This window comes from Mesorhizobium sp. M1163 (assembly GCF_040318415.1).
In the GTDB taxonomy this organism is placed as follows: domain Bacteria; phylum Pseudomonadota; class Alphaproteobacteria; order Rhizobiales; family Rhizobiaceae; genus Mesorhizobium.
This window is the reverse complement of record NZ_JAMYMF010000015.1, coordinates 80,643-102,794: the sequence shown is the minus strand read 5'-3', so window position 1 is coordinate 102,794 and position 22,152 is coordinate 80,643. Positions and strand designations below refer to the sequence as shown.

Sequence of the window (22,152 nt, the reverse complement as noted above, 5' to 3'; positions counted from 1 at the left end):
TCATGCGCGAGGGCGCCAGGCGGGGGATCCAGCGCGCCTCAATGGCCTCCGCCACCGCCGCCCTGAGGGGCTGGCTTGCGGATCACCAGGGTGAAGAGCCCAAGCGTCGCGAACAAAACCGTCAGCATGAAGAATACGTCCATGAACGACAGCAGCGACGCCTGCTGCTGGACCATGCCTGACAGTTTGGAGATGGCCGCCTTGGAGGCGTCGAGCCCGGCGGTCTGCTCGAAGTTGAGCGTCATGTTCTGCAGCTTCTGCTGCGCAGCGGCACTTCCCCATTGCACGTGCTCGGAGAGCCTGGCGTAGTGGAAGGCATTGCGGTCGATCAGCACGGTGTTGATGACGGCCAGGCCGACGGCGCCGCCGAGATTGCGGGTCAGGTTGAACAGGCCAGACGCATTCTTCAGCCGCTCCGGCGGCAGGGTTCCGAGCGCAATGTTGTTGATCGGCACCATGCACAGCATCATCGAGCAACCGCGCAGGATCTGCGGGATCAGCAGTTCATAGAAATCCCAGTCGGCGGTGAGATGCGTCATCCACCAGGTCCCCGTGGCGAAGCCGAAGAAGCCGATCATCATCATGATGCGCGGGTCCATCTTGTTCGACAGGATGCCGGAGATCGGCGCGGTGAAGAACATGGCCAGGCCGCTGACGAACAGCGCCTCGCCGATCATCATCGAATCGTAGCCGCGGATGCGCCCCAGGAACACCGGATAAAGATAGGTCAGACCGTAGAGGCCGATGCCGACGACGAAGGAGAACAGCGAGCCGAAGGCGAAATTGATATTGCTGAAAGCCCTCAGATCGACAATCGGCTCCTCGGCGGTGAACACGCGCCAGAAGAACAGCATCGCGCCGAAGGTCATGATGACGGCGCAGACGAACACCGCCTGATCCTGCAGCCAGTCGTTATTGGGACCTTCCTCCAGCACATATTCCATGCAGCCCAGGAAGGCGGCCATACCGGCAAGCCCCCACCAGTCGAACTTGCTGAACAGCTTGAGATTGGGTTTGTCGAAGTCGATCAGCGACCAGGCGGCCGTCGTCACCAGAATGCCGGGCACGACGTTGACCAGGAACAGCCAGTGCCAGGACATGGCATGGCTGATATAGCCGCCGACTGTCGGGCCGATGGTTGGCGCCAGCGTCGCCACCAGGCCGATCATCGGCGAGACGATGGCGCGACGCGACGGTGGGAAGATGGTGAAGGCGGCTGCAAAGACGCTCGGGATCATGCCGCCGCCGATGAAGCCCTGCACGGCGCGGTAGACGATCATCTGGTCGATATTGGTTGCGGTCGCCGCCAGCGCGCTGGCCGCGGTGAACCCTGCCGCCGAGATCGTGAACAGCACTCGCGTCGACAGCATCCGGCTGAGGAAGCCCGACAGCGGGATCATCACCACCTCGGCAATCAGATAGGCCGTCTGCACCCACGGAATCTCGTCCGAACTGGCGCTCAGGCCCGCCTGGATCTCAGCCAGCGAGGCCGAGACGATCTGGATGTCCAGGATCGCCATGAACATGCCGAACACCATTGCCAGGAAGGCGATGACGCGGCGTGTCGAGATGTGGTCGACCGGCACCGGCATGGCTGGCGCCGGCGCCGATCCTGCAGTTAGGGTTGCGGTCGCCATGACCTTTGCTCCCGGTTCCGCTTTACTTCGATGCCGAAGGCGCCGTGCGGCTGTCGACGGCGACGACGACGCTCAGGCCAGCTCGCAGCTTGCCCGTCTTCAGCACATCCGCTGGCACGTCGATGCGAACCGGAACGCGCTGCACCACCTTGGTGAAATTGCCTGTGGCGTTCTCCGGCGGCAGCAGCGAGAACACTGCTCCTGAAGCCGGCGCCAGCGACGACACGGTACCCTCGATGTCCTGGCCGTCGATCGCGTCGACCGACACTCTGACCTTTTCACCAGGCACCAGCCGGGCAAGCTGCGTCTCCTTGAAATTGGCGACGATGTAGAGCTTGTCCATTGGCACGATGACGGCGAGCTTCTGTCCAGGGCTGATCAGGTCACCCTGCTCGACCGAGCGGTTGCCGACCACGCCGTCATAGGGTGCGCGCAGCACGGTGAAGGACAGGTCCCGCACCGCCTTGTCGTGGGCAAGCTGCAGCGAGGCCAGCGTGCTGGCCGATTCCGTGCGCTGCGCCTGGAGCACGCCGATATTGGCCTGAGCCGCCGCGATCTGCGCGTCGGCGCCGGCAAGTGCGGCATTGGCTTGCTCGACCGCCGTCTGGGCATCGTCCAACTGGGCCTGGGTGCCGACGCGGGTCTTGAGCAGCTGGGCGGCCCGCGCTTGGACGCGCTTGGCATTATCGGCCGCGGCCTGGTCGGCGGTCTTCTGCGCCTGCGCCTGCTTGAGCGAGGCGCGTGCCGCCTCAGTCTGGGCATCGATGCGGTCGAGCGTCTTGCTCAACGTGGCGATCTGCGCCTCGGCCTGGGCAACGGCTATCTTGTAGTCGCCGTCATCGACGATCAGCAGCGGGTCGCCGGCCTTCACTTGCTGGTTCTCGGTCACTTTGACCTGATCGACATAGCCCGAGATTTTTGGCGAGATGAACGCCGTGTCGGCCTGGACATAGGCGTCATCGGTCGTGATCATAAAGCGCCCGTCGGTCCAGTAATCATAGCCATACCAGGCGCCGGCGCCCAGCAGGGCCAGGCCGATGATGGGCAACAACATCGAGCGCATCGAGCGCTTCTTTTTGGCGGGAGCCAGCGGGGTGACGTCGGCGGGTTTGACAGGGGCTTCCGGCGCTTCGATCGCAGGCTGGACCTTGGCACTGGGGAAAGGGCGGACTTCGGCACTGGTGGGCGCGTTCGAGGACATGATATCTCTCTAAATTAACTGGCGCTGAATTTTGTCAGACTGAACCGTTCGGTTCGATCTCGACATTGACTTAGCGCTTAAAGAGGCCCATATCAAGAGCAATCGAACCGGATGGTTCGAATTATTTTACGAGGTGTGACATTATGGCCGAAGCCCCCAAGGCCGCTCCTTTGCCTGAGTCAGGCCCATTGCCCGGCGCTGGCAAGGACCAGTGCGATCTGCTGGACAGTCTGCCGCGCGGCCGCCCGGCCGCGGGGCAAGACCCAGTCAAGCGCAGCCAGATCATCGACGGTGCGCGCCGTGTCTTCATCGACAAGGGCTTCGAAGCCGCGTCGATGAACGACATCACCCGCGAGGCCGGCGTGTCCAAGGGCACCATCTATGTCTACTTCGCCAACAAGGAAGAGCTGTTCGAAGCGCTGATCGAGGAAGAACGCGGCACGATCTTCAAGAACATGTACGAAGTGCTGGACCAGATCGGCGACCTTCGCCAGACGCTGGTGAAGTTCGGCATCGTGCTGTCCATCAAGATCACCTCGGCGAGGGTCATCCTGGCGCAGCGGACGGTGATCGGCGCGTCGGAACGCATTCCGGAGCTTGGCGCGCGATTTTACGAACGCGGCCCGAAGCGCGGCCATGACCGGGTTGTCGTTTTCCTCAACATGGCTATCGAACGCGGCCTGCTGAAGATCGACGATGTCGAGCTTGCCGCCTATCAGTTCACCGAGCTGTGCCTGGCCGGTCTTTTCCGCCAGTGCATATTCGCCTATCGCACCAAAGCGCCAAGTGCGGCCGAGATCGAACATATCGTCAGGTCGGGCGTCGATGTGTTCCTGAAGGCCTACGGCACCGAACAGCTTGCAGAGCAGGAACGGACCTCCAGCCCCGCCTGACCAGCCGTCGGATTCCGTTGCCTATCCGCCGTTGGCGGCGAGCACGATCGCCGCACGCAATTCTTCGAGGCCTTCGCTCTTTTCCGACGACGTGGCGAGCACGAAGGGAAAGGCCGCCGGGCGTTTCTTGATCTTCTGCAGCGTTTCCTCGATCAGCCGTGGTACCCCCGCCGCCTTGATCTTGTCGGTCTTGGTCAGCACGATCTGATACGACACCGCCGCCTTGTCGAGCAGCGACAGCACCTCGTCGTCCTTGGCCTTGATGCCATGGCGGGCGTCGATCAGCACGTAGACGCGCTTCAGCGTCACCCGGCCCTTCAGGTAGTCGAACACGAGCTTCGTCCACTCGTCGACCTTTTCCTTCGGCGCCGTGGCGTAGCCATAGCCCGGCATATCGACCAGTGCCATCGGCGGCAGATCGGCGCCTTCTCCCGAAAATCCGCCCGGCACGAAATAGTTGAGCTCTTGCGTCCGGCCCGGCGTGTTGGAGGTGCGCGCCAGCCCCTTCTGGTTGACCAGCGCGTTGATCAGCGACGATTTGCCGACATTGGAGCGGCCGGCAAAGGCGATCTCGGGTGGACCCTCCGGTGGCAGGAATTTCATCGCCGGCACGCCGCGGATGAAGATCCAGGCTCGCGTGAACAATTCGATGCCGATCGTGGTCTTGTTCAACGCGTTCAAACCGCTGCCTCCAGAAGAAAAATGTTGCTGCCACGAATGGCATCGAGATTGCGGCTGATCTTTTCCACCGGCCAGTGCCACCACGCCAGCGCCAGCAGCCGCCGGATGGTCCTTTCGTCGAAGCGCATCTTCACCACCTTGGCCGGATTTCCGGCGACGATCGCATAGGCGGGCACATCGTGCGTCACCACTGACTTTGCCGCGACAATGGCGCCGTCGCCGATCTTCACGCCCGGCAGCATCACCGCTTCCATGCCGATCCAGACGTCGTTGCCGACGATTGTGTCGCCGCGCACCTCCTTCGACCATGTCGCCGGGTCGAAGCCTTCCTCCCAGCCGTGGCCAAAGATGTTGAACGGATAGGTCGAAAAGCCGGACATGGCGTGATTGGCGCCGTTCATGATGAAGCGTGCGCCCTCGGCGATGGCGCAGAACTTGCCGATGACCAGCCTGTCGCCGATGAACGGATAATGATGCAGCACGCATTTTTCGGCGAATTTGTCGGGTCCGTCCGGATCGTCATAATAGGTGAAGTCGCCGATCTCGATATTCGGCGCCGTCACCAGCGGTTTCAGAAAGCCGACGCGCGTGTGCAACGGGATCGGATGCTTGATCGATGGATTGGGTCCGGTCATATCGAGCTCCGTCGAGCACCTGCCAGGCAGGTCAAAATAGCGCGATCCGTCCCGCAGTACCAATCGCTTAATCCAGGCCGGCAGCTTGTGCAAAAAGCCCCGGACGAACCGGGGCTTTCTGGTTTCGCATTATCGGAGCGCCGGCTATTCCGCCGGCGACGGTTTCTTGCGGAACAGCGCGACCAGATTGTCCCACAATTCGATCTTGGCGCCCTGCCGCTTCATGATCACGCCCTGCTGCAGGATCGACAACGTGTTGTTCCAGGCCCAGTAGATGACGAGGCCGGCCGGAAAACCCGCCATCATGAAGGTGAAGATCACAGGCATCCAGGTGAAGATTGCCGCCTGCGTCGGGTCCGGCGGCGTCGGGTTCATGCGCATCTGCAGGAACATCGTCACGCCCATGATCAGAGGCCAGACGCCGATCATCAGCATGTGCGGCAAGGTGATCGGGATCAGCCCGAACAGGTTGAAGATCGATGTCGGATCCGGCGCCGCCAGATCCTGGATCCAGCCGAAGAACGGCGCGTGCCGCATCTCGATGGTGATGTAGAGCACCTTGTAGAGCGAGAAGAACACCGGGATCTGCAACGCCACCGGCCAGCAACCGGCGAGCGGATTGATCTTCTCGGTCTTGTACAGCTCCATCATCGCCTGCTGCTGCTTCATCTTGTCGTCCGCGTATTTCTCGCGGATCTCGAGCATCTTGGGCTGCACCTTCTTCATGTTCGCCATCGACGCATAGGACTTGTTGGCGAGCGGGAAGAACAGCGCTTTGACGATGACGGTGGTGGCGAGGATCGCCAGGCCGAAATTGCCGAAGAATTTGTAAAGCGTGTCGATCAGCCAGAACATCGGCTTGGTGATGAAATAGAACCAGCCCCAGTCGATCAGCAGGTCGAACTGGCGAATATGACGGTCCTTTTCATAAGCGTTGATCGTCGAAACTTCCTTGGCGCCGGCGAATATCTCCGACTCCACGGTCGTCGATTGCCCGGGAGCGACCGTGACGGGATCGGACAGGAAATCGGACTGGTAGCTGTGCGGATGGGGCCCGCTTTTGAACTCGAAATAAGAGAATTTGGGCTGAAATTCGCGGCCGCTAGGCGGCACCAGGGTCACCGCCCAATACTTATCGGTGATGCCCAGCCAGCCGTCGGTCGACTTGCCTGGCTTGTATTCCTTTTCCGATTCGACGCTGGAGTATTTGTATTCCTGCAGGCCCTCGCTTCCGGTAACGCCGATCAGGCCCTCGTGCAGCACATAGGTGCTGGCGATGGCCGGCTTGTCGAAACGCGTAACGCGGCCATAGTTCGACAACGTCGCCGGCGCCGAGCCGCCGTTCTGAACCGTGTCGGATACGGTGAACATATATTGGGCGTCGACGGAGAAGGTGCGCTTGAAGGTCAGGCCCTTGTCGTTGGTAAAGGTCAGCGTGACCGGCGTCGCCGGTGTGAGCGTCGCCTTGCCGTCGGTCTGCCAGACCGTGTCGGGGCCGGGCAGCGTGCCCACATCCGGCGCGCCAGAAAAGCCGATCTCGGCGAAATAGCCGTTCGGCAGGGACGCCGGGTTGAGCAACGCGATCTCGGGCGAGGTCTTGTCCACCGTCTCCCTGTAATGCTTGAGCCGGAGGTCATCGAGGCGCGCACCGGTGAGGTTGATCGAACCTTCGAGGCTCGGCGTGTCGATCTTGACGCGGCTGGTCGAGGCAATCGCCTGGTCGCGGCCGGCCGGCGTCACCGCGTCGCCGCCAGGCGCGCTCGGAATGGCGCCCGGCTGCACCGGTGTTTCGCTGGCGCCCGGACTGGTGCCTTGGGCGGCCTTCTTCTGCTCCGCCACGCGCTGTTCTTCGATGCGGGCGGCCTCACGCTGCATCTCGCTGCGCGGCATCACATAGAAATATTGCCAAAGCGCCAGGATCAGCACCGACAGTGCGATGGTGATAAAGAAGTTGCGGTTGTTTTCCATCGAAGCCCTTGGCCTATCGTGTTCCACGCAATCTGCGGGAGAGTTCGGCCTTCAACTGGCCAAACGGAGTGGTAAGCACGTCTTCGCGCCCGACGATGACATAATCATTGCCGGGCGCCATGTCATCCGCGGCATGCGTGCGCACGGCCTCTCTCAGCCGCCGCCGGATGCGGTTGCGAACGACGGCATTGCCGACCTTCTTGGTGACCGTATAACCGACGCGCGGCGCCTCGCCGTCGCCGCGATCCAGAACCTCGACGAGGACAAGCCGCCCGCGGCGCTTTTCGCCACGGCGGACGGCCAGGAATTCCGCGCGCTTCAGAAGCCGCTTGGGATGGGCACCCGTTGGCTTGCCGGTTGCGGGCAACGATCTTGTCTCTCGCTTGGTGCTCAGGCGCTGAGACGCTTGCGGCCGCGGTTGCGGCGGGCTGCGACGACGCCGCGGCCACCTTTGGTTGCCATGCGGGCGCGGAAACCGTGCCTGCGTTTGCGGACGAGTTTGGACGGCTGGTAAGTACGCTTCATTTGTTTAAATACCGCGGGGTGCGGCCCTTCTTGATTCTGTCACTTTGTAACAGGAGCTTTGCCGGGCCGGTTTTGGCGCGATCGAAACCGCGCCGGGACGAATGGCCCGAGCGTGAGCGGGCTTATAGAAAGAAGGGTTTTGGAAGTCAATCCAGCCTGTCGGGCCGGCGTTGTCGGACTGGCAGGGAAGTCCTTGCGGCCCTTTGTCCGGCTTCGATCAAGGATGAATTTGGCAAAAAAGCCGCAATCGCCTAATCTTGCCCGATCAAGCGATCGTGAAGACGAGCAGTCCTTAAGACAAGCAGCCGTGATGACAGGCAGCCGTGACGACGAGCATGAGTGAAGTCCCACCAACCGACGAAAGCATCGCCCGGGCGAAGGCGGCCACCCGCAGGGTGCCGCTGGCGCGCGGCCTGTCGACGAAGCTGCTGCTGCTCACCATCGTCTTCGTGCTCTTGGCCGAAATCCTCATCTTCGTGCCCTGGATCGCCAGCTACAGGCTGAGCTGGCTGAAGGAGAGGCTGAGCACCGCCGCCGCGGTTTCCATCGTCCTGGTGCAGGGCGAACCTGCCTCGCTGTCGCGTGCCGCCCAGAACGACGTACTGATGGCGATCGGCGCCAAGGCGATCGCCGTGCGCGACGGCGGCGTCTCGCGGCTGCTGGTCGTGGCCGAAATGCCGCCGCAGGTGGACGAGCATATCGATATCGCCAATGTCGGCATGATCAAGGGCATGACCGGCGCGCTGGACACGCTGTTTTTCGGCGGCAAGAGGATGCTGCGCGTTTTCGGACCGGTCGGCGACAGCGACAAGGAGTTCGAGCTGATCATGCCCGACCACCGCCTGCGCAATGCCATGCTGATCTATTCGCGCAACGTCGCCTTCGTCTCGCTGCTGATTTCGCTGTTCACCGCCATGCTGGTCTACGCCGCGATAGACCTGATCATGATCGGCCCGATCAGGACGATGACGCGCTCGATGCTGTCCTTTTCCGAGGCGCCCGACGATCCCGGTCGCATCATTCACCCCGCCGCCCGGGCCGACGAGATCGGCGTCGCCGAACGCGAGCTGTCGCAGATGCAGGAGCGGCTGCAAAAGATGCTGACCGAGCAGAAGCACCTGGCCGATCTCGGCCTGGCCGTGTCGAAGATCAACCACGACATGCGCAACATCCTTGCCTCGGCGCAGCTGATGTCGGACCGCCTGCGCCAGGTAAAGGACCCGACTGTTCAGGCCTTCGCGCCAAAACTGCTGCGCGCGCTCGATCGCGCCGTGTCCTATTCGGAAGGCGTGCTGTCCTATGGCCGCACCCAGGAGCCGCCGCCGTCGCGTCGCAGGCTGCGGCTGCGCCAGTTGGTCGAGGACGTCCAGGGCCTGCTCGACATCGAATGCGGCATCGAATTCGTCAACGCCGTCGATCCGGTGCTCGAGGTCGACGCCGATTCCGATCAGCTGTTCCGCGTGCTCACCAATCTTAGCCGCAACGCCGTGCAGGCGATGGCGGCGGACACCGAGAGCGCCGTAGTGCGCCGCCTGACCATATCGGCCGAGCGCATCGGCAGCGTCAGCCGCATCGTCGTCACCGACACCGGCCCCGGCCTGCCGCCGAAGGCGCGCGAAAACCTGTTCGCGGCGTTTCGCGGCTCGGCCCGCAGCGGCGGCACCGGCCTTGGCCTGGCGATCGCCCATGAATTGATCCGCGCCCATGGCGGCACGGTGGAGCTGGTCGAAAGCATCGGCGGCCGCACCACATTCGCCGTCACCATTCCCGACCAGCCGGTCCGGCTCGACCAAGCCCGCAACGGCCTGCGCCGCCCGGCGTAACGAACCGTTTCGTTACGGACCGTTTCAATTCGCAAATGGTTGGTCCGGGACTAAGAGTCATCGGCTCGGCCGCCGTGCAACGGCTTGTTTCGTTACGGACCGTTCCGATTGGCAAATGACCGATCCAAGACGACGACCTATCGGCTCGGCCGCCGCGTGACGCGATCTTACCTTCGCCGGCCGGCGCATGACGGCAAAACGTGACGGCAAAACTTTTGGCCAGGATCGGCTTGCTTTTCGCAAATTCAGTCGCTAGGGAACAGCTCACATTCGCGGCCGGTCGCCAGGATCGGATCGCGGGGCTATGCAAAGCATGGCCTGTTGCGCGCCCGTAGCTCAGCTGGATAGAGCACCAGACTACGAATCTGGGGGTCAGGAGTTCGAATCTCTTCGGGCGCGCCATTTGTAATGTACATCCCAATCCACCGGCATCGATGGACCGCTTAGCCGCTCATCATTGCCATCGTGGTGGCGCTTTAGCAGTTACCGGCAAATCTGCGGGATTCCCGGCGCTGAGAAACGACTTCTCCTTGGGGGATGAGCCACGGCTGGTCGGCTGATGTTTAGGACCGCCTTGCATGCAGGCGACTGCATGCGCTGCCGCCGCCCGCCACGGCGGCGGCGAACTCGATCACACGTGCGTTGCCGCTATCGAGCATTCGTACTAACCTCGCCCTTCTTGAAATCGTGCCGGGTCCTCAGGCTTGCCTTGGGAGATGCTAATGCGCGGGTTCTTGCCTTTCATTCTGTTGGTGCTTCTACACATTCCGATTGTATCGCATGCCGCCTCCATCCACGACGCCGCCATGAAGGGCGATGTCGCCGGGATCACGGCAGCGCTCGACGCTGGTGCCGGCGTCGATGAGAGCGACGGGGGCGCGACACCACTCTATCTTGCGGTTAGGGGCGGGCATTTTGCGGCGCCAAAACTGCTCATGGAACGCGGTGCCGACGTTAACGCCGCCCCGACGCCGCTTTTGGGGCCTGCGCTCATGCCGGCTTTGGCAAAACGCAGGATCGACCTGATCAATCTGTTGCTGGATGGGGGCGCAAATCCAAATTCGAAGCGCAGCCGCGAAAACGCTATCCACATCGCGGTGAATCTCGGTTGTTTCGACTGCGTGAAGGCACTCGTCGAGGCCGGCGCGGACGTGAATGCGAAGACAAAGGACGGCAAGACGCCGCTCCATCTGGCAAAATTCAAGAGGCAACGCGAAGTCGCTGACTATCTCATGTCGCACGGCGTCGTCTTGCCAACACCAGCTCCGATCTCGATGAAGTTGGCTACTGCCGATGTCGAGAAAGGCCGAACCTACTTCACCCGCCTGTGTGCCGGTTGCCACAATGCCGAGCCACAGGGAGCGACCAAGACGGGACCCAACTTGTGGAGCGTCGTCGGTCGCGACAAGGCGTCTGTGGCAAAAATGCGTTACTCCGACGCTTTGCTCGACTGGGAGGGTGTATGGACGTACGAGGATCTGAACAGATATCTCTTCGGACCCATGCTCACCACGCCGGGCGTTTACATGGAGACGCCTGGTGTCCCGGACGAGACCGAACGGGTCGACCTGATCGCGTACTTGCGCACACTCAGCGACAAGCCGATCCCGCTGCCCTGAACGTTAGCCCCAGGAGGGCCGCGGCCGGATTGCGCCCAACGCCGATGAGCGCTCGAATTCTGCATGGAGGTCACTTCGCTTCCCCTTGACGAATGACCGGTTGGATCCGATTTTGGCTGTTCAGGGGTGGCAAGGGACAGTTTATGGCGCGCAAGGCGGACCTTCGGCTCCGAGCGGTGATCTGAGAAATCGATAGGCGCAGCAATAACATACGAGTTCCCAGTTTCATCCTCTTCGGGCGCGCCATCAATCCAATGCACGGCCCGCGTCATGGGGCCTCTCGGGCGCGGTGAGCTCATAGCCGCCCGACTATGACCGTGACCGGCGCCGGTGGTCGGAGGGTCGCGAGGGCTGAGCGCCATCCCTGCCAAAAGAGGGGATGGTCTGCTGATGCCGACTCAGTCGGCCTGCTTGATCTCCGGACCCGGTTCAGTCGGCGGCGCTGGCGTGCAATCCTGGCCGGTGCATTCCTGCACGGGATCTTTCGCCGGCGGGAGACAGTTTTGGCCTTCACAATGAACGGGCGGCTGCACTGTTGCGGCTTTGTTGTTCGGCGGCACAGGCCGATCCTCAGCGCGAACGGTAGGCATTCCAAGGTCGATCATGGCCGTGCACAAGAGCGCAATCCGAAGCAAATTCATTTCCGCCTCCGCAACTGACAGCCAGATGCAGACTACACGTTTGACCTGCGGCCAACATCCTGTCACCCGCGAACGGCGTTAACAGCGCGTTTCATTGCTGGCCAGCAGGGCGCGCGATTGAGATCGAGTGTCGTCCTCTTCCTAACAAACATCGCCAGGAACAGGCGTTCGGCGTGAGATGGCTGAAGCCAACCTTCCGATTTTCCGATACGCTCGTTTGAGGGTTTGAGGTGCCTTAGGGCTTTCGCGCATTCGAGGTTCTTCAGGTCTTTCACGGGGGAACATACATGATGGCATTCAACAGCGTCCGCTTCCAGGTCAAGCCGGGAAGTGAAGACGAATTCGTCGAACTGTTCAGCAGCGCTCCGCGCAATTTCGAGGGATTGCGAAAAATGGCTCTCATCAAATCCGGAGATGGCGCCTTCTTTTCGATTGGAGAGTGGGACACTTTCCAGCACATGGTCGATGCTCGGCCCAAAATGCTAGGCAATCTTGATCGGTTCCGGCATACGTTGCAGCAGCTTGAAGGCGGATATACGGATGCTGTTTCCGGCGAGGCCGTCTTCGAAACGGACGGCAGGAGCGGCGGCAGGTCGGTGTAGTGTTCGCATTTCGACAAAGCTTATGCCGTGCGCATCTCCCGCCACTCACCTAAACCGCACATTCCCCCTGGAAAGCTCGGCCACCGACCTGCATCCCATCAGCCGCATGCCGCGTTCGATTTCGGTTCGCATCAGGCCGAGCGCCCGTTCGACGCCGGCCTGTCCGGCGGCTGCCAGCGGGAACAGATAATACCGCCCGACGCCGACGGCCTTGGCACCCAACGACAGGGCTTTCAGCACATGCGTGCCGCGCTGGACGCCGCTGTCGATGATCACGTCTACCTTGTCGCCCACCGCGTCGACGATCTCCGACAGCTGGTCGAACGGGCTGCGCGAGCCGTCCAGCTGCCTGCCGCCATGATTTGACAGAACGATGCCGGTGCAGCCGATGTCGACCGCCTTGCTGGCATCGGCAACGCTCATGATCCCCTTCAGGCAGAACTGGCCGTTCCAGAAGCGGACCATGTCTTCGACGTCCTTCCAATCCAGCGATGGATCGAGGATCTCCGTGAAATAGCGGCTGATGGAAAGCGCTCCGCCGCCGAGATCGATATGGCCGTCCAATTGCGGCAGGCTGAACTTGTCGTGCGTCAAATAGTCGATGGCCCATCTCGGCTTGATCGCGAACTGCATCATGCCGCCGAGCGTAAGCCGAAAGGGGATGGAAAAGCCGGTCCGCAGGTCACGCTCGCGGTTTCCGCCGGTGACGCTGTCGACGGTCAGCATCATCACCTCGACGCCGGACGCCTTGGCGCGCTCCATCATGGCGCGGTTCAGGCCGCGATCCTTATGGAAATAGAACTGATAAACCTGCGGCGTCCGGTGCTTGCGGACTTCCTCCAGGCTGACCGTCCCAAGCGACGAGACGCCAAACAACGTCCCGAACTTCTCCGCCGCCGCGGCGACGGCGCGCTCGCCGCTATGGTGAAACAGCCGCTGGAGAGCCGTCGGCGAGCAATAGACCGGCATCGCCAGTTTCTGGCCCATGACGGTGACCGACATGTCGATCTGCCCGACACCGGCAAGCACGTTTGGGACGAGGTCGCAGTCCTCGAACGCAGCCGTGTTGCGCCGCAGCGTCGTCTCGTCGTCCGCGCCGCCATCGATATAGTCGAAGATCGGTCCTGGCAGGCGCTGTCTGGCCAGCCTGCGAAAGTCCTGAAAATTATAGCAGCTTTGCAACCTCATAGGGCTCAATCGGATCTATGCGGGGCGCGATGTCAAGCCTATGCAATTGTCGATCGCCCACTATTCCGCCGCCTCGCGTCAGCCCGCCACCGCGCCAACCGACTCCCGCTCCACCAGCGGGCATTCGAGCTTGGTGATGGGATGGCGGCCACGACCGGGAGGGGCGGGGACTTCCAGCTGCTCGATCGCCCATTGCCCCATCGCCATATGCGGCAGGATCGACGTCGTCAGCGGGGGGAACAGATGGCGCGCGATCTCCTCGTCGTCATAGCCGACCACCGAAATATCCTGGGGGATGTGCAGGCGGGCCTCCTTCAGCGCCTCGTAGCAGCCGATCGCGGTGCGGTCGTTCTGGCAGAAGATGGCGGTCGGCCGGTCTTTCAGCGCCAGTAGCTTGATGGTCGCGGCATAGCCGGCGCTCGCCGACCAATCGCCTTCGACGACCAAGGCCGGGTCGAACGGGATGTCGGCTGTCGCCAGCGCCCGGCGGTAGCCCTTCAGCCGGTCCTGCGCCGCCTGCATCCATGGCTCGCCGGTGATGGTGGCGATACGGCGATGGCCATGGCTGATCAGGTGCCGGGTCGAGCTCTGGCCGCCGGCGATCTCGCTCGGCACCACGGCGGGGAAGGCATAGTCGGCGGTGTAGCAGTTGAGCAGGATGACCGGAATGTCGAGGCCGTAGAGATACTCCGGCGCGACGATCTCGCGGGTGAAGATGGTCATGTAGATCAGCGCCGAAATGCCCTGCTTGGTCAGCGCCGCGATGGCCCGGGGCTCCATCACCTCGTCGCCCATGGTCTGCGCCACCAAAAGTACATTGCCAGCGTTCCACGAGGCTTGCCGCGCCCCTTCAATGGCGACGACCGCCTCCGGGCTGGTCGCCAATTGGTCGACGGCGAAGCCGATCACGCCATCCAGCCCGTCAAAAGCGGCAACCGGGGCTCGCAGGGCGGAAAACACCGGCGGCGCATAACTGAGGGCCCGCGCCGCCTCTATCACCCGCTCACGAGTTTGCTGCGATAGCCTGATGCCCGGCGTGTTGTTGAGGACGAACGAAACCGTCGCCTGCGAACAACCGGCGGCCCTGGCGATGTCGGTCATGGTAACGCGGCCTCTGGGGTTTTTCCCGGACGGCTTGCGCCGCCTGGTACCCTCAAGGACGGGATCGCGCAGTGGTTCGTTCATGTCATTCGTCCCTCAAATCTCGCATTTATAAGGTAAAGCGATGCTAATAGATATAAGTGCCCTCTTAAGTGATTTAGTCGCGAATCCGACGTGACATCGCATTGGGAGGCTTCTCCTTTCTTGTGAGAATCCCGATTAAACTAATACTCTTTACTAATATCCGGCGGCCCTATAACGTCAATCCATCATGCTCGGACGAACATCGGACCCGCGCATGTTCGGAACGTAAGCCAGCCTGGTGGCGGACAGTTCCCGTCAACCGAAGCTCGCCTGCCGTTTCGAGGAAATGTCAGACAAATCGGACTATTTACGAACGACGAATGAGTCTCTAAAGTCGACGATCGCGGCTGGAATGGCGTCGTTCTTCGCTGCCGGAACCCTGAGGAGGAGGGCGTCCAAGCCGCGCCGGCACGTTCATCATCAGCGAAAATTACTGAGTCAAATGGGAGGTTGAATATGAAATCTGCGATACGAAATGCGTCCGTCGCCGCTGCGGCCCTGCTGCTCGGCCTGTCCGTCAGCGCAATTGCGCGTGCCGACGACAAGCCGACACTGGCCTTCGTCGTCAACGGCGCTTCCGATTTCTGGAAGGCTGCCGAAGCCGGGGTCAAGAAGGCTCAAGGCGAATTGCCCAATTACAATCTAGAACTCAAATATCCGGAGCAGTCCTCGGTCGCCATCCAGCAGCGCCTGATGGACGATCTGGTGACGGCCGGTGTTAAGGCGATCATGGTCTCGGCCGTCGACCCCAAGACGTCGACCGACGGGCTGAACAAGATCGCCTCGGAAACGGCGTTGTTCACCACCGACAGCGATGCACCGCAGACCAAGCGTGTCGCCTATATCGGCTCGTCCAATGTCGATGCCGGCAAGCAGGCGGCAGAGATTGCCAAGAAGGCGATGCCAGATGGCGGCAAATGCCTCGGCTTCGTCGGCCTGCTCGGCGCCGACAATGCCAAGGAACGCATCCAGGGCATGAAGGACGGCCTCGCCGGCACCAAGATCGAACTGGTCGACGTGCGTGGCGACGATATCGACCAGGCCCGCGCTAAGAAGAACGTCGAGGACGCGCTGGTCGCCAGCCCCGACGTCACCTGCATGGTCGGCTTCTATTCCTACAACACGCCGCGTATCTATGAGGCGCTGCGCGATGCCGGCAAGCTCGGCCAGATCACCGTCGTTGGCTTCGACGACGATCCGATCACGCTGGGCGGCGTCAAGGAAGGCACCGTCGCCGCCACCGTCGTGCAGCAGCCCTTCGAATGGGCCTATCAGGGCATGAAGCTGATGGCCGCCTATCTCGAAGGCAACAAGTCGGGCGTTCCCGCCGATGGACTGATCATCATCCCGACCAAGATCATCGGCAAGGACGATGTCGACGCCTACGCCGCCAGCCTCAAGGCGATGTCTGGAAACTGAGCAAACTAGGTTGCGCCGGCTCAAGGTTCGCCTTGAGCCGGCGTTCTATTGACGGGCCTCGCGAGGCCCGTCAGTCTGAGTCCAAAACGGCTCACCGGCTGCTGTCAGGCGTGATGAATTATTCCGACCCATCCATCGTTGCATCCACGGACGCTCCGTTCCTGAGCCTCAACGGTGTGCGCAAGACCTATCCCGGCGTTGTCGCGCTGGACGGGTTCTCGATCGAGGTCAGGCCCGGCGAGGTCATCGGCCTGGTCGGCGAAAACGGCGCCGGCAAATCGACGCTGATGAAGATCCTCGGCGGCGTCACCAGGCCGGACACCGGCACCATCATTGTCGATGGCGCCGCCCATGACGGGCTGACTGTCGAGGCCAGCATCGGTTCGGGCATCGCCTTCGTCCACCAGGAACTCAACCTGTTCGAAAACCTCGACGTTGCCGCCAATATCTTCTTCGGCCGCGAACCGCTGCGCGCCGGCCCGCTCAAGCTGGTCGACCGCGCCAGGCTGCGAGCGCTGGCGGCGCCGCTGCTCAAACGCGTGGGCGCCAATTTCTCGGCCGATACGCCGGTATCGGCGCTGTCGCTGGCCCAGCAGCAAATGGTCGAGATCGCCAAGGCGCTGTCGATCAAGGCAAGGCTGGTTATCCTCGACGAGCCGACCTCGAGCCTGCCGATCGCCGAAACCGACAAGCTGCTTGGTGTCATCAAGGCGCTGAAGGCAGACGGCATCAGCGTCATTTTCATCTCACACCGCCTGCACGAGGTCGAGCGCGTCGCCGACCGCGTCGTCGTGCTCAGGGACGGCATGCTCGCCGGAACTTTGCCGAAGAGCGCCATCAATCACGACCAGATGGTCAAGCTGATGATCGGCCGCATGCTCAAGGAGAGGGAGAAGGCCGCAGAATCGGCGCGCCCGCCGGGCTCTGTCGCGCTGTCGGTCAAGGCCATTCGCACCGCCGCCTATCCCGACCGGCCCGTCGACCTCGACGTCAGGCATGGCGAGATCCTCGGCCTTGCCGGTCTCGTCGGCTCCGGTCGGACGGAGCTGGCGCGCGTGCTGTTCGGCATCGACAAGAGCTTTGGCGGCTCGTTCCAACTTGACGGAAAAGATCTGGTTCTTGGTTCGGCCGCGGACGCAGTGGCCAACGGTATTTTCCTCGTCCCGGAAGACCGCAAGCTGACCGGCATCCTGCTCGATCTGTCGATTGCCCAGAACATCTCGCTGCCCAATCTGCCGGCGCATTCGCGGCGCTCGCTGGTCTCGGCCAGCGCCGAGGCCGCCACCGCCGAGAAACAGAAGACCGATCTGGGCATCAGGGCGCCCTCCGTGCAGACGCGTACCGGCACGCTGTCGGGCGGCAACCAGCAAAAGGTCGTGCTGGCCAAATGGCTGGCGATGAAGCCGAAGGTGATGATCCTCGACGAGCCGACACGCGGCATCGACATTGGCGCCAAGGCCGAGATCTACGGGCTGATGCGGGCGCTGGCCGATGCCGGCGTCGCCGTGCTGATGATCTCCAGCGACATGGAGGAGGTGATCGGTGTTTCCGACCGCATCGCCGTCATGCATGAAGGCCAGATCTCCGGCATTCTCGACAAGGAACGGTTCAGCCAGGAAAACGTGCTGCTGCTGGCGGTCGGCAAGCAGCCGAAATAGTTCGCCGGCATTGGGAGACGACGATGAGCAAGAAAGATCTCGGCCTGCTGATCCTGATCCTGGTGGTCGGCGCGGTGGTAGCGATCATCAACCCGCGCTTCCTGCTGCCGATCAATCTCGCCAACACCTCGAACCTGATCGGGTTGTTCGGCATCCTGTCGATCGGCCAGGCTTTCGTCATCATCACCGGCGGCATCGAATTGTCGGTCGGCTCGGTGGTTGCGCTGCTCGGCGTGCTGTTCATCGACTTCATCGCCACGCGCGGCATGGCCTGGCCGGTCGCCCTGCCGCTGATCCTGGTGCTCGGCGGCATCATCGGGCTGGCGCATGGCTGGCTGATCACCCGGCTCAAATTGCAGCCTTTCGTGGTGACCTTGTGCGGCCTGCTGATCTATCGCGGCGTGGCGCGCTTCTATACCGCCGACGGCACCGCCGGCTTTGCCTTCGGACAGAACTTCCCGGAACTCGAGTTCCTGACGGCGGGGCGGTCCTGGGGCGTGCCGAACAGTTTCATCGCGCTGATCGTCATCGCCGTCGTCATGTGGGTGGTGCTGCACCGTTCGGTGTTCGGGCGATATCTCTACGCCATCGGCAAGAACGAGGAAGCGGCGAAATATTCAGGCATCCGCACCGGCCGCATCGTCATGGCCGCCTATGTCATCTGCGGCGTGCTGACGGCGCTGTCGGCTATCTATTTCGCCATGTACACACGCTCGATCTCGCCGGCGAGCCACGGCCAGTTCTACGAGCTCTACGCCATCGCGGCAGCGGTGCTCGGCGGCTTCTCGCTGCGCGGCGGCGAAGGCTCGCTGATCGGCGTCCTGCTCGGCACGGTGCTGCTGCAGGAGCTGCAGAACCTCGTCAACCTGCTCGGTATCCCGTCCTCGCTCAACTTCGCCGTGATGGGCGGGGTGATCCTCATCGGCGTTCTGGTCGACCAGCAATGGGGCGTGTTCAGGGCGCGGCGGCGGATGCTGGAAGCCACCCGCAAGGGCGTGGCGGGTGCTGCCGCGGAATGACGCAAAAATAGCTGGATGAAATACGCCGACTGCCATTGGCAGGCATGAAAAGGTCAGCCTGAGCTTCGCGACAGCAGTTCAGGTTAATCTCTATTTGGAACGAAACCCGTATCTGAGCGTTTATTTAAGCTTTGCTACGCGGAGGCGTCCCATGCCCATGAATCCAGTAAGTACCGCAAAGGTAGGAACTCACCCCCTCCACCCGATGCTGATACCTTTTCCTGTCGCGTTTCTTGTCGGTGCCTTTGTCACCGACCTGGTTTTCTGGGGACTGCCGACGCCTTCTGGGCACGGGCATCGATGTGGCTGATCGGGGCAGCTATCGTAATGGCGCTTCTCGCTGCGACAGCCGGTTTTATCGACTTCCTCAACGAGCCGCGCATTCGCGCCTTGTCCGACGCCTGGTACCACATGCTGGGCAACTTGACCGCGGTCGTTGTGGCTCTGATCAATTTCTACCTTCGCTATGCTCAAGGCGCCGAGGCCGCGGTCCGACCGTGGGGCGCGCTGTTGTCGTTCATAGTGGTCTGCATACTGCTGTTCACCGGCTGGAAGGGCTGGGAGATGGTCTATCGGCATCACGTTGCAGTTCTGGATACACCGGCGGATGCACCAGCGAAGCCTTCGACAACCACTAGCACGGATACTCATCACGCTGGTCGGGACCGGCACGCCGCATGAGGCCATGATCCCGAACAGTGGATACCGGTTTCCAAAAAGATATGGGTTAGACAAGTAGCGCCCATCCCGAATGCATCGGATGGGCGCGCCTTAGATGAGGCCCGACATGTCGGAGAAGGCCATGGCCTTGCGCAGCACCTCGGTGAAGCGCTCGCCGGCGGCTTCACGAGGGCCGCTATTGTCGATGGAGGTGACGCCCGGTCCGGACAGCGCCACATTGGCGCTGCGCGCCAGCCGTGCCAGCACTTCGCCGCGCGACTCGCGCCCGCGCAAGGCCAGCCGCTCGGCCAGGATCTCCGGTGCAGCCGTGATCTCGACGATAGCCAGATTGGCGTAGCGGTCCCGCAGCGTCGGGATGATCGCGCGCGAGACGTTGGCGATCGCGACACGGCCGTTGGAGACTGACCAGTCGACTTCGGCCGGGATGCCATAGCGCAGGCCATGCGCCTCCCAGGAAATCGCGAAGGCGCCATCCGCTTCGGCCTCGACGAAGGCAGCGTCGGCTAGCGTATCGTGATCCTCGGTGGCCGCATCGCTCGGCCGGGTGATCACCCGGCGAACGAACTCCAGTCGGCTCTCGTCGGCAAACATGGCGCGCGCATAGCCGATCACCGTGTCCTTGCCGGCACCGCTCGGTCCGACGACGGCGACGAAGACGCCGTCGCGGATTGGAAATCCCGCGGCGGACAATTCACGCTCGACCGATGCCGACACCATCATGCGACCCGCCGTCCCTGCCGCCACACCATGCGGACAACCGGGACGTGATCGTCGACGCGCACGCGAACCAGATCGGCGCGCCGGCCGGGCTCGATGACACCGCGATCGGTGAGGCCGACCGCCTCGGCCGGGTTCTTCGACACCATCGCCACTGCCTGAGGCAACGAGATGCCCTCGACCACGTCGCCGAGGAAAAAGGCCGACTGGATCAGGCTGAACGGAATGTAGTCCGATGACAGGATATCGAGCAGGCCGTCGCCGGCCAGTGTGCGGGCCGAGACATTGCCCGAATGCGAAGCGCCGCGCATGACGTTCGGCGCGCCCATCAAAACGCCGAGCCCTGCCTCTTTCGAAGCCCGAGCCGCCTCCTCGGTGGTCGGGAACTCGGCGACACGGACGCCTTGCTCGATCGCTTCATCGACATGGCTGACGGTTGCGTCGTCATGGCTGGCGAGCACGATACCGCGCTCTTTGCAGGCAGCGGCGATGAAGCTGCGGTTCGGGCTCGAGTTCTTCGCCGATTCCGCCATCCGCTTTTCGCAGAATTTCTGGAAATCGCGATCGGTCAGCTTCAGCTTGCGCTGGTAGTAATACGCATAGGTTTCGAGATCGACGAATTGCCGCTGTCCCGGCGCGTGGTCCATCAGCGACGCCAGCCTGACCCGCTCGTCGCCGTCGAAATTGGCGAAGGCTGTGAGGCAGTCCGGCGCCGAAACCTCGCAGCGCAGATGGATGAAATGGTCGGCCCTGAGCCGGTCCTGCTGGACGCTGTCCTCAATCGCCTCGGCCAGCTTGCGTATGTCGGCCGCTGTCAGGTCGGCGTCCTCGTCCATGCCGACGCGCAAGGCGTCGAGCACGGTGGTGATGCCGGCGGTTGCCACCTGCGCGTCATGGGCGAGCACCGCGGCGATCGGGTTCCAGCGCACTTTCGGCCGTGGCGCGTAATGGCCTTCGAGATGGTCGGTGTGGAGCTCGACCAGCCCAGGGATGATGAAGTCGCCGCCCATGTCCTTGCCGCTGCGGCCAGCGCCGGGAGCAATGTCGGCGATCACGCCGTCGCGCAGCACGATCGACCCTTCGACGATCTGGTCGGCAAGCACGATGCGGGCGTTGTCAAGAACGGTCTCGGCGGTCATTTCAGGCAGTCCTCGGAGCATTTTGCAGCCAACTGAAAATGGATTGGCGTCGCACAATGCGGTTAAAGCAAATAGTCATCTCAGGCAGTTCTTCTGGCCGGGCGGCGCCCGAGCGCGTGATGGGACAGCACCATGAACGGCGCACCCGGCTCAGTTTCGACAAACAGCGTCAGCGCGTCCACCGGCACCGGCCGTTGCAGCACGTCCGCAAACAGGCTGTCGATTGCTCGGCGAAGACGAGGGCTTTCCTGTGACGACACCCGGCCGGACAGGGTCATATGGAAACGAAACGTCTCGAAGACATAGGGGTAGCCCCATTGGCAGAGATTGCGGAACTCATCGGGCTTCAGCGAGTCGGGGCTGCGGCGTTCAATCTCCGCGTCTGTCAGCGGCGCGCGAAAGCGGTCGAAGCCGCGCACCACATCATCGGCGAAACGGTTGAGCCCCGGCAGCGGTGCTTCCGGCACGAGCGCGAAAAAGCTGTCGATCTGGCTGACGACGAGACGCGGGACCGTCACCACCGGCGTCGCCTCGGCAAAATCGTCGAGTGCGGCGCGAAGCGAGGCCTCCGTCTCGTTTGAAGCCAGCCGGAAGGGCGCCTTCAGCGTCGCATGAAAGCCGTAGCGGCGCGCCGAGGCGGTATGGAAGGCAACTTCCGCTGCCGACAACTCGCCCACCGCCTCGACCGGCCTCGTGGCGGCACCGAAGGGATCACGGCCGAGCCAATTGGCGGCGATCCGCGCCAGCGGTTCGTCCTGCAGGGGGGTGAAATAGATCGCGTAGCGCATCGAAGTTCCTCGTCAGCCCCGCTGCCATAGGCGATTTGCATGACGAAATGACGAAGCTTTGCAGCGTTTTCGGTAACAAAACGACACAGCCTGGTCATTAGCCGACGATTTTTTCGGCTTGGACCAGCGGTTG

19 protein-coding genes, 1 tRNA gene and 1 pseudogene are annotated in these 22,152 nt (G+C 62.4%); 9 read left to right on the top strand and 12 right to left on the bottom strand.

The features are described 5' to 3' along the window. Positions 1 to 38: 38 nt before the first annotated feature. Together NKH43_RS16285 and NKH43_RS16280 are read right to left on the bottom strand one after the other, a co-directional pair. Complete coding sequence (locus NKH43_RS16285) at positions 39 to 1,592, bottom strand: DHA2 family efflux MFS transporter permease subunit (protein ID WP_352859014.1); 1,554 nt, start codon at positions 1,590 to 1,592, stop codon at positions 39 to 41. A 67-nt stretch (positions 1,593 to 1,659) separates the two neighbouring features. Beyond that, entirely contained in the window at positions 1,660 to 2,838 is a 1,179-nt protein-coding gene (locus NKH43_RS16280) for an HlyD family secretion protein (protein WP_352484316.1), read from the bottom strand. Positions 2,839 to 2,981: 143 nt separating this feature from the next. Between NKH43_RS16280 and NKH43_RS16275 the strand changes: the two genes are divergently transcribed. Further along, the gene (locus tag NKH43_RS16275; protein WP_352858987.1) at positions 2,982 to 3,731 is read left to right on the top strand and encodes a TetR/AcrR family transcriptional regulator; all 750 of its coding nucleotides are present in this window, start codon (positions 2,982 to 2,984) and stop codon (positions 3,729 to 3,731) included. Between the two features lie 21 nt (positions 3,732 to 3,752). Here the strand turns inward: NKH43_RS16275 and yihA are convergent, their stop codons facing one another. The 5 genes from yihA to rpmH all read right to left on the bottom strand — a co-directional run bounded on the left by yihA (position 3,753) and on the right by rpmH (position 7,540). Next, entirely contained in the window at positions 3,753 to 4,412 is a 660-nt protein-coding gene (yihA, locus tag NKH43_RS16270; RefSeq protein WP_031193748.1) for a ribosome biogenesis GTP-binding protein YihA/YsxC, read from the bottom strand. Then, on the bottom strand, positions 4,409 to 5,047 hold the full coding sequence (locus NKH43_RS16265; RefSeq protein WP_352490514.1) for a CatB-related O-acetyltransferase: 639 nt from the start codon (positions 5,045 to 5,047) through the stop codon (positions 4,409 to 4,411). Before NKH43_RS16265 ends, yihA begins: the two co-directional genes overlap by 4 nt. A gap of 144 nt (positions 5,048 to 5,191) precedes the next feature. Further along, on the bottom strand, positions 5,192 to 7,015 hold the full coding sequence (gene yidC / locus NKH43_RS16260) for a membrane protein insertase YidC (RefSeq protein ID WP_352495028.1): 1,824 nt from the start codon (positions 7,013 to 7,015) through the stop codon (positions 5,192 to 5,194). 13 nt (positions 7,016 to 7,028) lie between these two features. Beyond that, the gene (rnpA, locus tag NKH43_RS16255) at positions 7,029 to 7,382 is read right to left on the bottom strand and encodes a ribonuclease P protein component (RefSeq protein WP_352495027.1); all 354 of its coding nucleotides are present in this window, start codon (positions 7,380 to 7,382) and stop codon (positions 7,029 to 7,031) included. A 23-nt stretch (positions 7,383 to 7,405) separates the two neighbouring features. Further along, positions 7,406 to 7,540, bottom strand: a complete 135-nt coding sequence (gene rpmH, locus NKH43_RS16250) for a 50S ribosomal protein L34 (RefSeq protein ID WP_008833937.1) — start codon at positions 7,538 to 7,540, stop codon at positions 7,406 to 7,408. Positions 7,541 to 7,875: 335 nt separating this feature from the next. Between rpmH and NKH43_RS16245 the strand changes: the two genes are divergently transcribed. The 4 genes from NKH43_RS16245 to NKH43_RS16230 all read left to right on the top strand — a co-directional run bounded on the left by NKH43_RS16245 (position 7,876) and on the right by NKH43_RS16230 (position 12,225). Further along, positions 7,876 to 9,363, top strand: coding sequence for an ATP-binding protein (locus NKH43_RS16245; protein ID WP_352495026.1), 1,488 nt, complete (start codon positions 7,876 to 7,878; stop codon positions 9,361 to 9,363). A gap of 325 nt (positions 9,364 to 9,688) precedes the next feature. Then, a tRNA-Arg gene (locus NKH43_RS16240) sits at positions 9,689 to 9,765 on the top strand. Positions 9,766 to 10,079: 314 nt separating this feature from the next. Next, positions 10,080 to 10,982 (top strand): ankyrin repeat domain-containing protein, encoded by a 903-nt coding sequence (locus NKH43_RS16235; protein WP_352859012.1) that lies wholly within the window; start codon positions 10,080 to 10,082, stop codon positions 10,980 to 10,982. Between the two features lie 928 nt (positions 10,983 to 11,910). After that, positions 11,911 to 12,225 (top strand): antibiotic biosynthesis monooxygenase, encoded by a 315-nt coding sequence (locus NKH43_RS16230; RefSeq protein WP_023718222.1) that lies wholly within the window; start codon positions 11,911 to 11,913, stop codon positions 12,223 to 12,225. A gap of 45 nt (positions 12,226 to 12,270) precedes the next feature. Here the strand turns inward: NKH43_RS16230 and NKH43_RS16225 are convergent, their stop codons facing one another. Both NKH43_RS16225 and NKH43_RS16220 read right to left on the bottom strand, forming a co-directional pair. Further along, on the bottom strand, positions 12,271 to 13,413 hold the full coding sequence (locus NKH43_RS16225; protein ID WP_352858984.1) for an alpha-hydroxy acid oxidase: 1,143 nt from the start codon (positions 13,411 to 13,413) through the stop codon (positions 12,271 to 12,273). A 78-nt stretch (positions 13,414 to 13,491) separates the two neighbouring features. Further along, a complete protein-coding gene (locus tag NKH43_RS16220; RefSeq protein WP_352640269.1) occupies positions 13,492 to 14,598 on the bottom strand; it encodes a LacI family DNA-binding transcriptional regulator in 1,107 nt (368 codons plus the stop codon). A 456-nt stretch (positions 14,599 to 15,054) separates the two neighbouring features. Here NKH43_RS16220 and NKH43_RS16215 point away from each other — a divergent pair, with 456 nt between their 5' ends. The 4 genes and pseudogenes from NKH43_RS16215 (at position 15,055) to NKH43_RS16200 (ending at position 19,375) form a co-directional block, all read left to right on the top strand. After that, positions 15,055 to 16,017, top strand: coding sequence for a sugar-binding protein (locus tag NKH43_RS16215; protein ID WP_352484310.1), 963 nt, complete (start codon positions 15,055 to 15,057; stop codon positions 16,015 to 16,017). Positions 16,018 to 16,130: 113 nt separating this feature from the next. Continuing rightward, entirely contained in the window at positions 16,131 to 17,675 is a 1,545-nt protein-coding gene (locus tag NKH43_RS16210; protein WP_023718225.1) for a sugar ABC transporter ATP-binding protein, read from the top strand. A gap of 23 nt (positions 17,676 to 17,698) precedes the next feature. Beyond that, positions 17,699 to 18,694, top strand: a complete 996-nt coding sequence (locus NKH43_RS16205; RefSeq protein WP_023677502.1) for an ABC transporter permease — start codon at positions 17,699 to 17,701, stop codon at positions 18,692 to 18,694. A gap of 151 nt (positions 18,695 to 18,845) precedes the next feature. Next, positions 18,846 to 19,375 (top strand): annotated as a pseudogene (locus tag NKH43_RS16200) (DUF2231 domain-containing protein). Positions 19,376 to 19,465: 90 nt separating this feature from the next. On the opposite strand, the gene phnN reads toward NKH43_RS16200, so the two are convergent. The 3 genes from phnN to NKH43_RS16185 all read right to left on the bottom strand — a co-directional run bounded on the left by phnN (position 19,466) and on the right by NKH43_RS16185 (position 22,019). Further along, on the bottom strand, positions 19,466 to 20,095 hold the full coding sequence (phnN, locus tag NKH43_RS16195) for a phosphonate metabolism protein/1,5-bisphosphokinase (PRPP-forming) PhnN (RefSeq protein ID WP_023718228.1): 630 nt from the start codon (positions 20,093 to 20,095) through the stop codon (positions 19,466 to 19,468). Next, complete coding sequence (locus NKH43_RS16190; RefSeq protein ID WP_352858983.1) at positions 20,092 to 21,231, bottom strand: alpha-D-ribose 1-methylphosphonate 5-triphosphate diphosphatase; 1,140 nt, start codon at positions 21,229 to 21,231, stop codon at positions 20,092 to 20,094. The genes phnN and NKH43_RS16190 overlap by 4 nt, the downstream gene beginning before the upstream one ends. An 80-nt stretch (positions 21,232 to 21,311) precedes the next feature. Then, entirely contained in the window at positions 21,312 to 22,019 is a 708-nt protein-coding gene (locus tag NKH43_RS16185; RefSeq protein WP_352640267.1) for a DUF1045 domain-containing protein, read from the bottom strand. Positions 22,020 to 22,152: the final 133 nt, after the last annotated feature.

Excerpts from the sequence above, each read along its gene's own strand:
- NKH43_RS16285 (WP_352859014.1), bottom strand. The coding sequence starts at position 1,592 with ATGCCGGTGCCGGTCGACCACATCTCGACACGCCGCGTCATCGCCTTC.
- NKH43_RS16280 (WP_352484316.1), bottom strand. The coding sequence starts at position 2,838 with ATGTCCTCGAACGCGCCCACCAGTGCCGAAGTCCGCCCTTTCCCCAGT.
- NKH43_RS16275 (WP_352858987.1), top strand. The coding sequence starts at position 2,982 with ATGGCCGAAGCCCCCAAGGCCGCTCCTTTGCCTGAGTCAGGCCCATTG.
- NKH43_RS16265 (WP_352490514.1), bottom strand. The coding sequence starts at position 5,047 with ATGACCGGACCCAATCCATCGATCAAGCATCCGATCCCGTTGCACACG.
- yidC (WP_352495028.1), bottom strand. The coding sequence starts at position 7,015 with ATGGAAAACAACCGCAACTTCTTTATCACCATCGCACTGTCGGTGCTG.
- rpmH (WP_008833937.1), bottom strand. The coding sequence starts at position 7,540 with ATGAAGCGTACTTACCAGCCGTCCAAACTCGTCCGCAAACGCAGGCAC.
- NKH43_RS16245 (WP_352495026.1), top strand. The coding sequence starts at position 7,876 with ATGAGTGAAGTCCCACCAACCGACGAAAGCATCGCCCGGGCGAAGGCG.
- NKH43_RS16235 (WP_352859012.1), top strand. The coding sequence starts at position 10,080 with ATGCTAATGCGCGGGTTCTTGCCTTTCATTCTGTTGGTGCTTCTACAC.
- NKH43_RS16230 (WP_023718222.1), top strand. The coding sequence starts at position 11,911 with ATGATGGCATTCAACAGCGTCCGCTTCCAGGTCAAGCCGGGAAGTGAA.
- NKH43_RS16225 (WP_352858984.1), bottom strand. The coding sequence starts at position 13,413 with ATGAGGTTGCAAAGCTGCTATAATTTTCAGGACTTTCGCAGGCTGGCC.
- NKH43_RS16220 (WP_352640269.1), bottom strand. The coding sequence starts at position 14,598 with ATGAACGAACCACTGCGCGATCCCGTCCTTGAGGGTACCAGGCGGCGC.
- NKH43_RS16215 (WP_352484310.1), top strand. The coding sequence starts at position 15,055 with ATGAAATCTGCGATACGAAATGCGTCCGTCGCCGCTGCGGCCCTGCTG.
- NKH43_RS16210 (WP_023718225.1), top strand. The coding sequence starts at position 16,131 with ATGAATTATTCCGACCCATCCATCGTTGCATCCACGGACGCTCCGTTC.
- NKH43_RS16205 (WP_023677502.1), top strand. The coding sequence starts at position 17,699 with ATGAGCAAGAAAGATCTCGGCCTGCTGATCCTGATCCTGGTGGTCGGC.
- phnN (WP_023718228.1), bottom strand. The coding sequence starts at position 20,095 with ATGATGGTGTCGGCATCGGTCGAGCGTGAATTGTCCGCCGCGGGATTT.
- NKH43_RS16190 (WP_352858983.1), bottom strand. The coding sequence starts at position 21,231 with ATGACCGCCGAGACCGTTCTTGACAACGCCCGCATCGTGCTTGCCGAC.
- NKH43_RS16185 (WP_352640267.1), bottom strand. The coding sequence starts at position 22,019 with ATGCGCTACGCGATCTATTTCACCCCCCTGCAGGACGAACCGCTGGCG.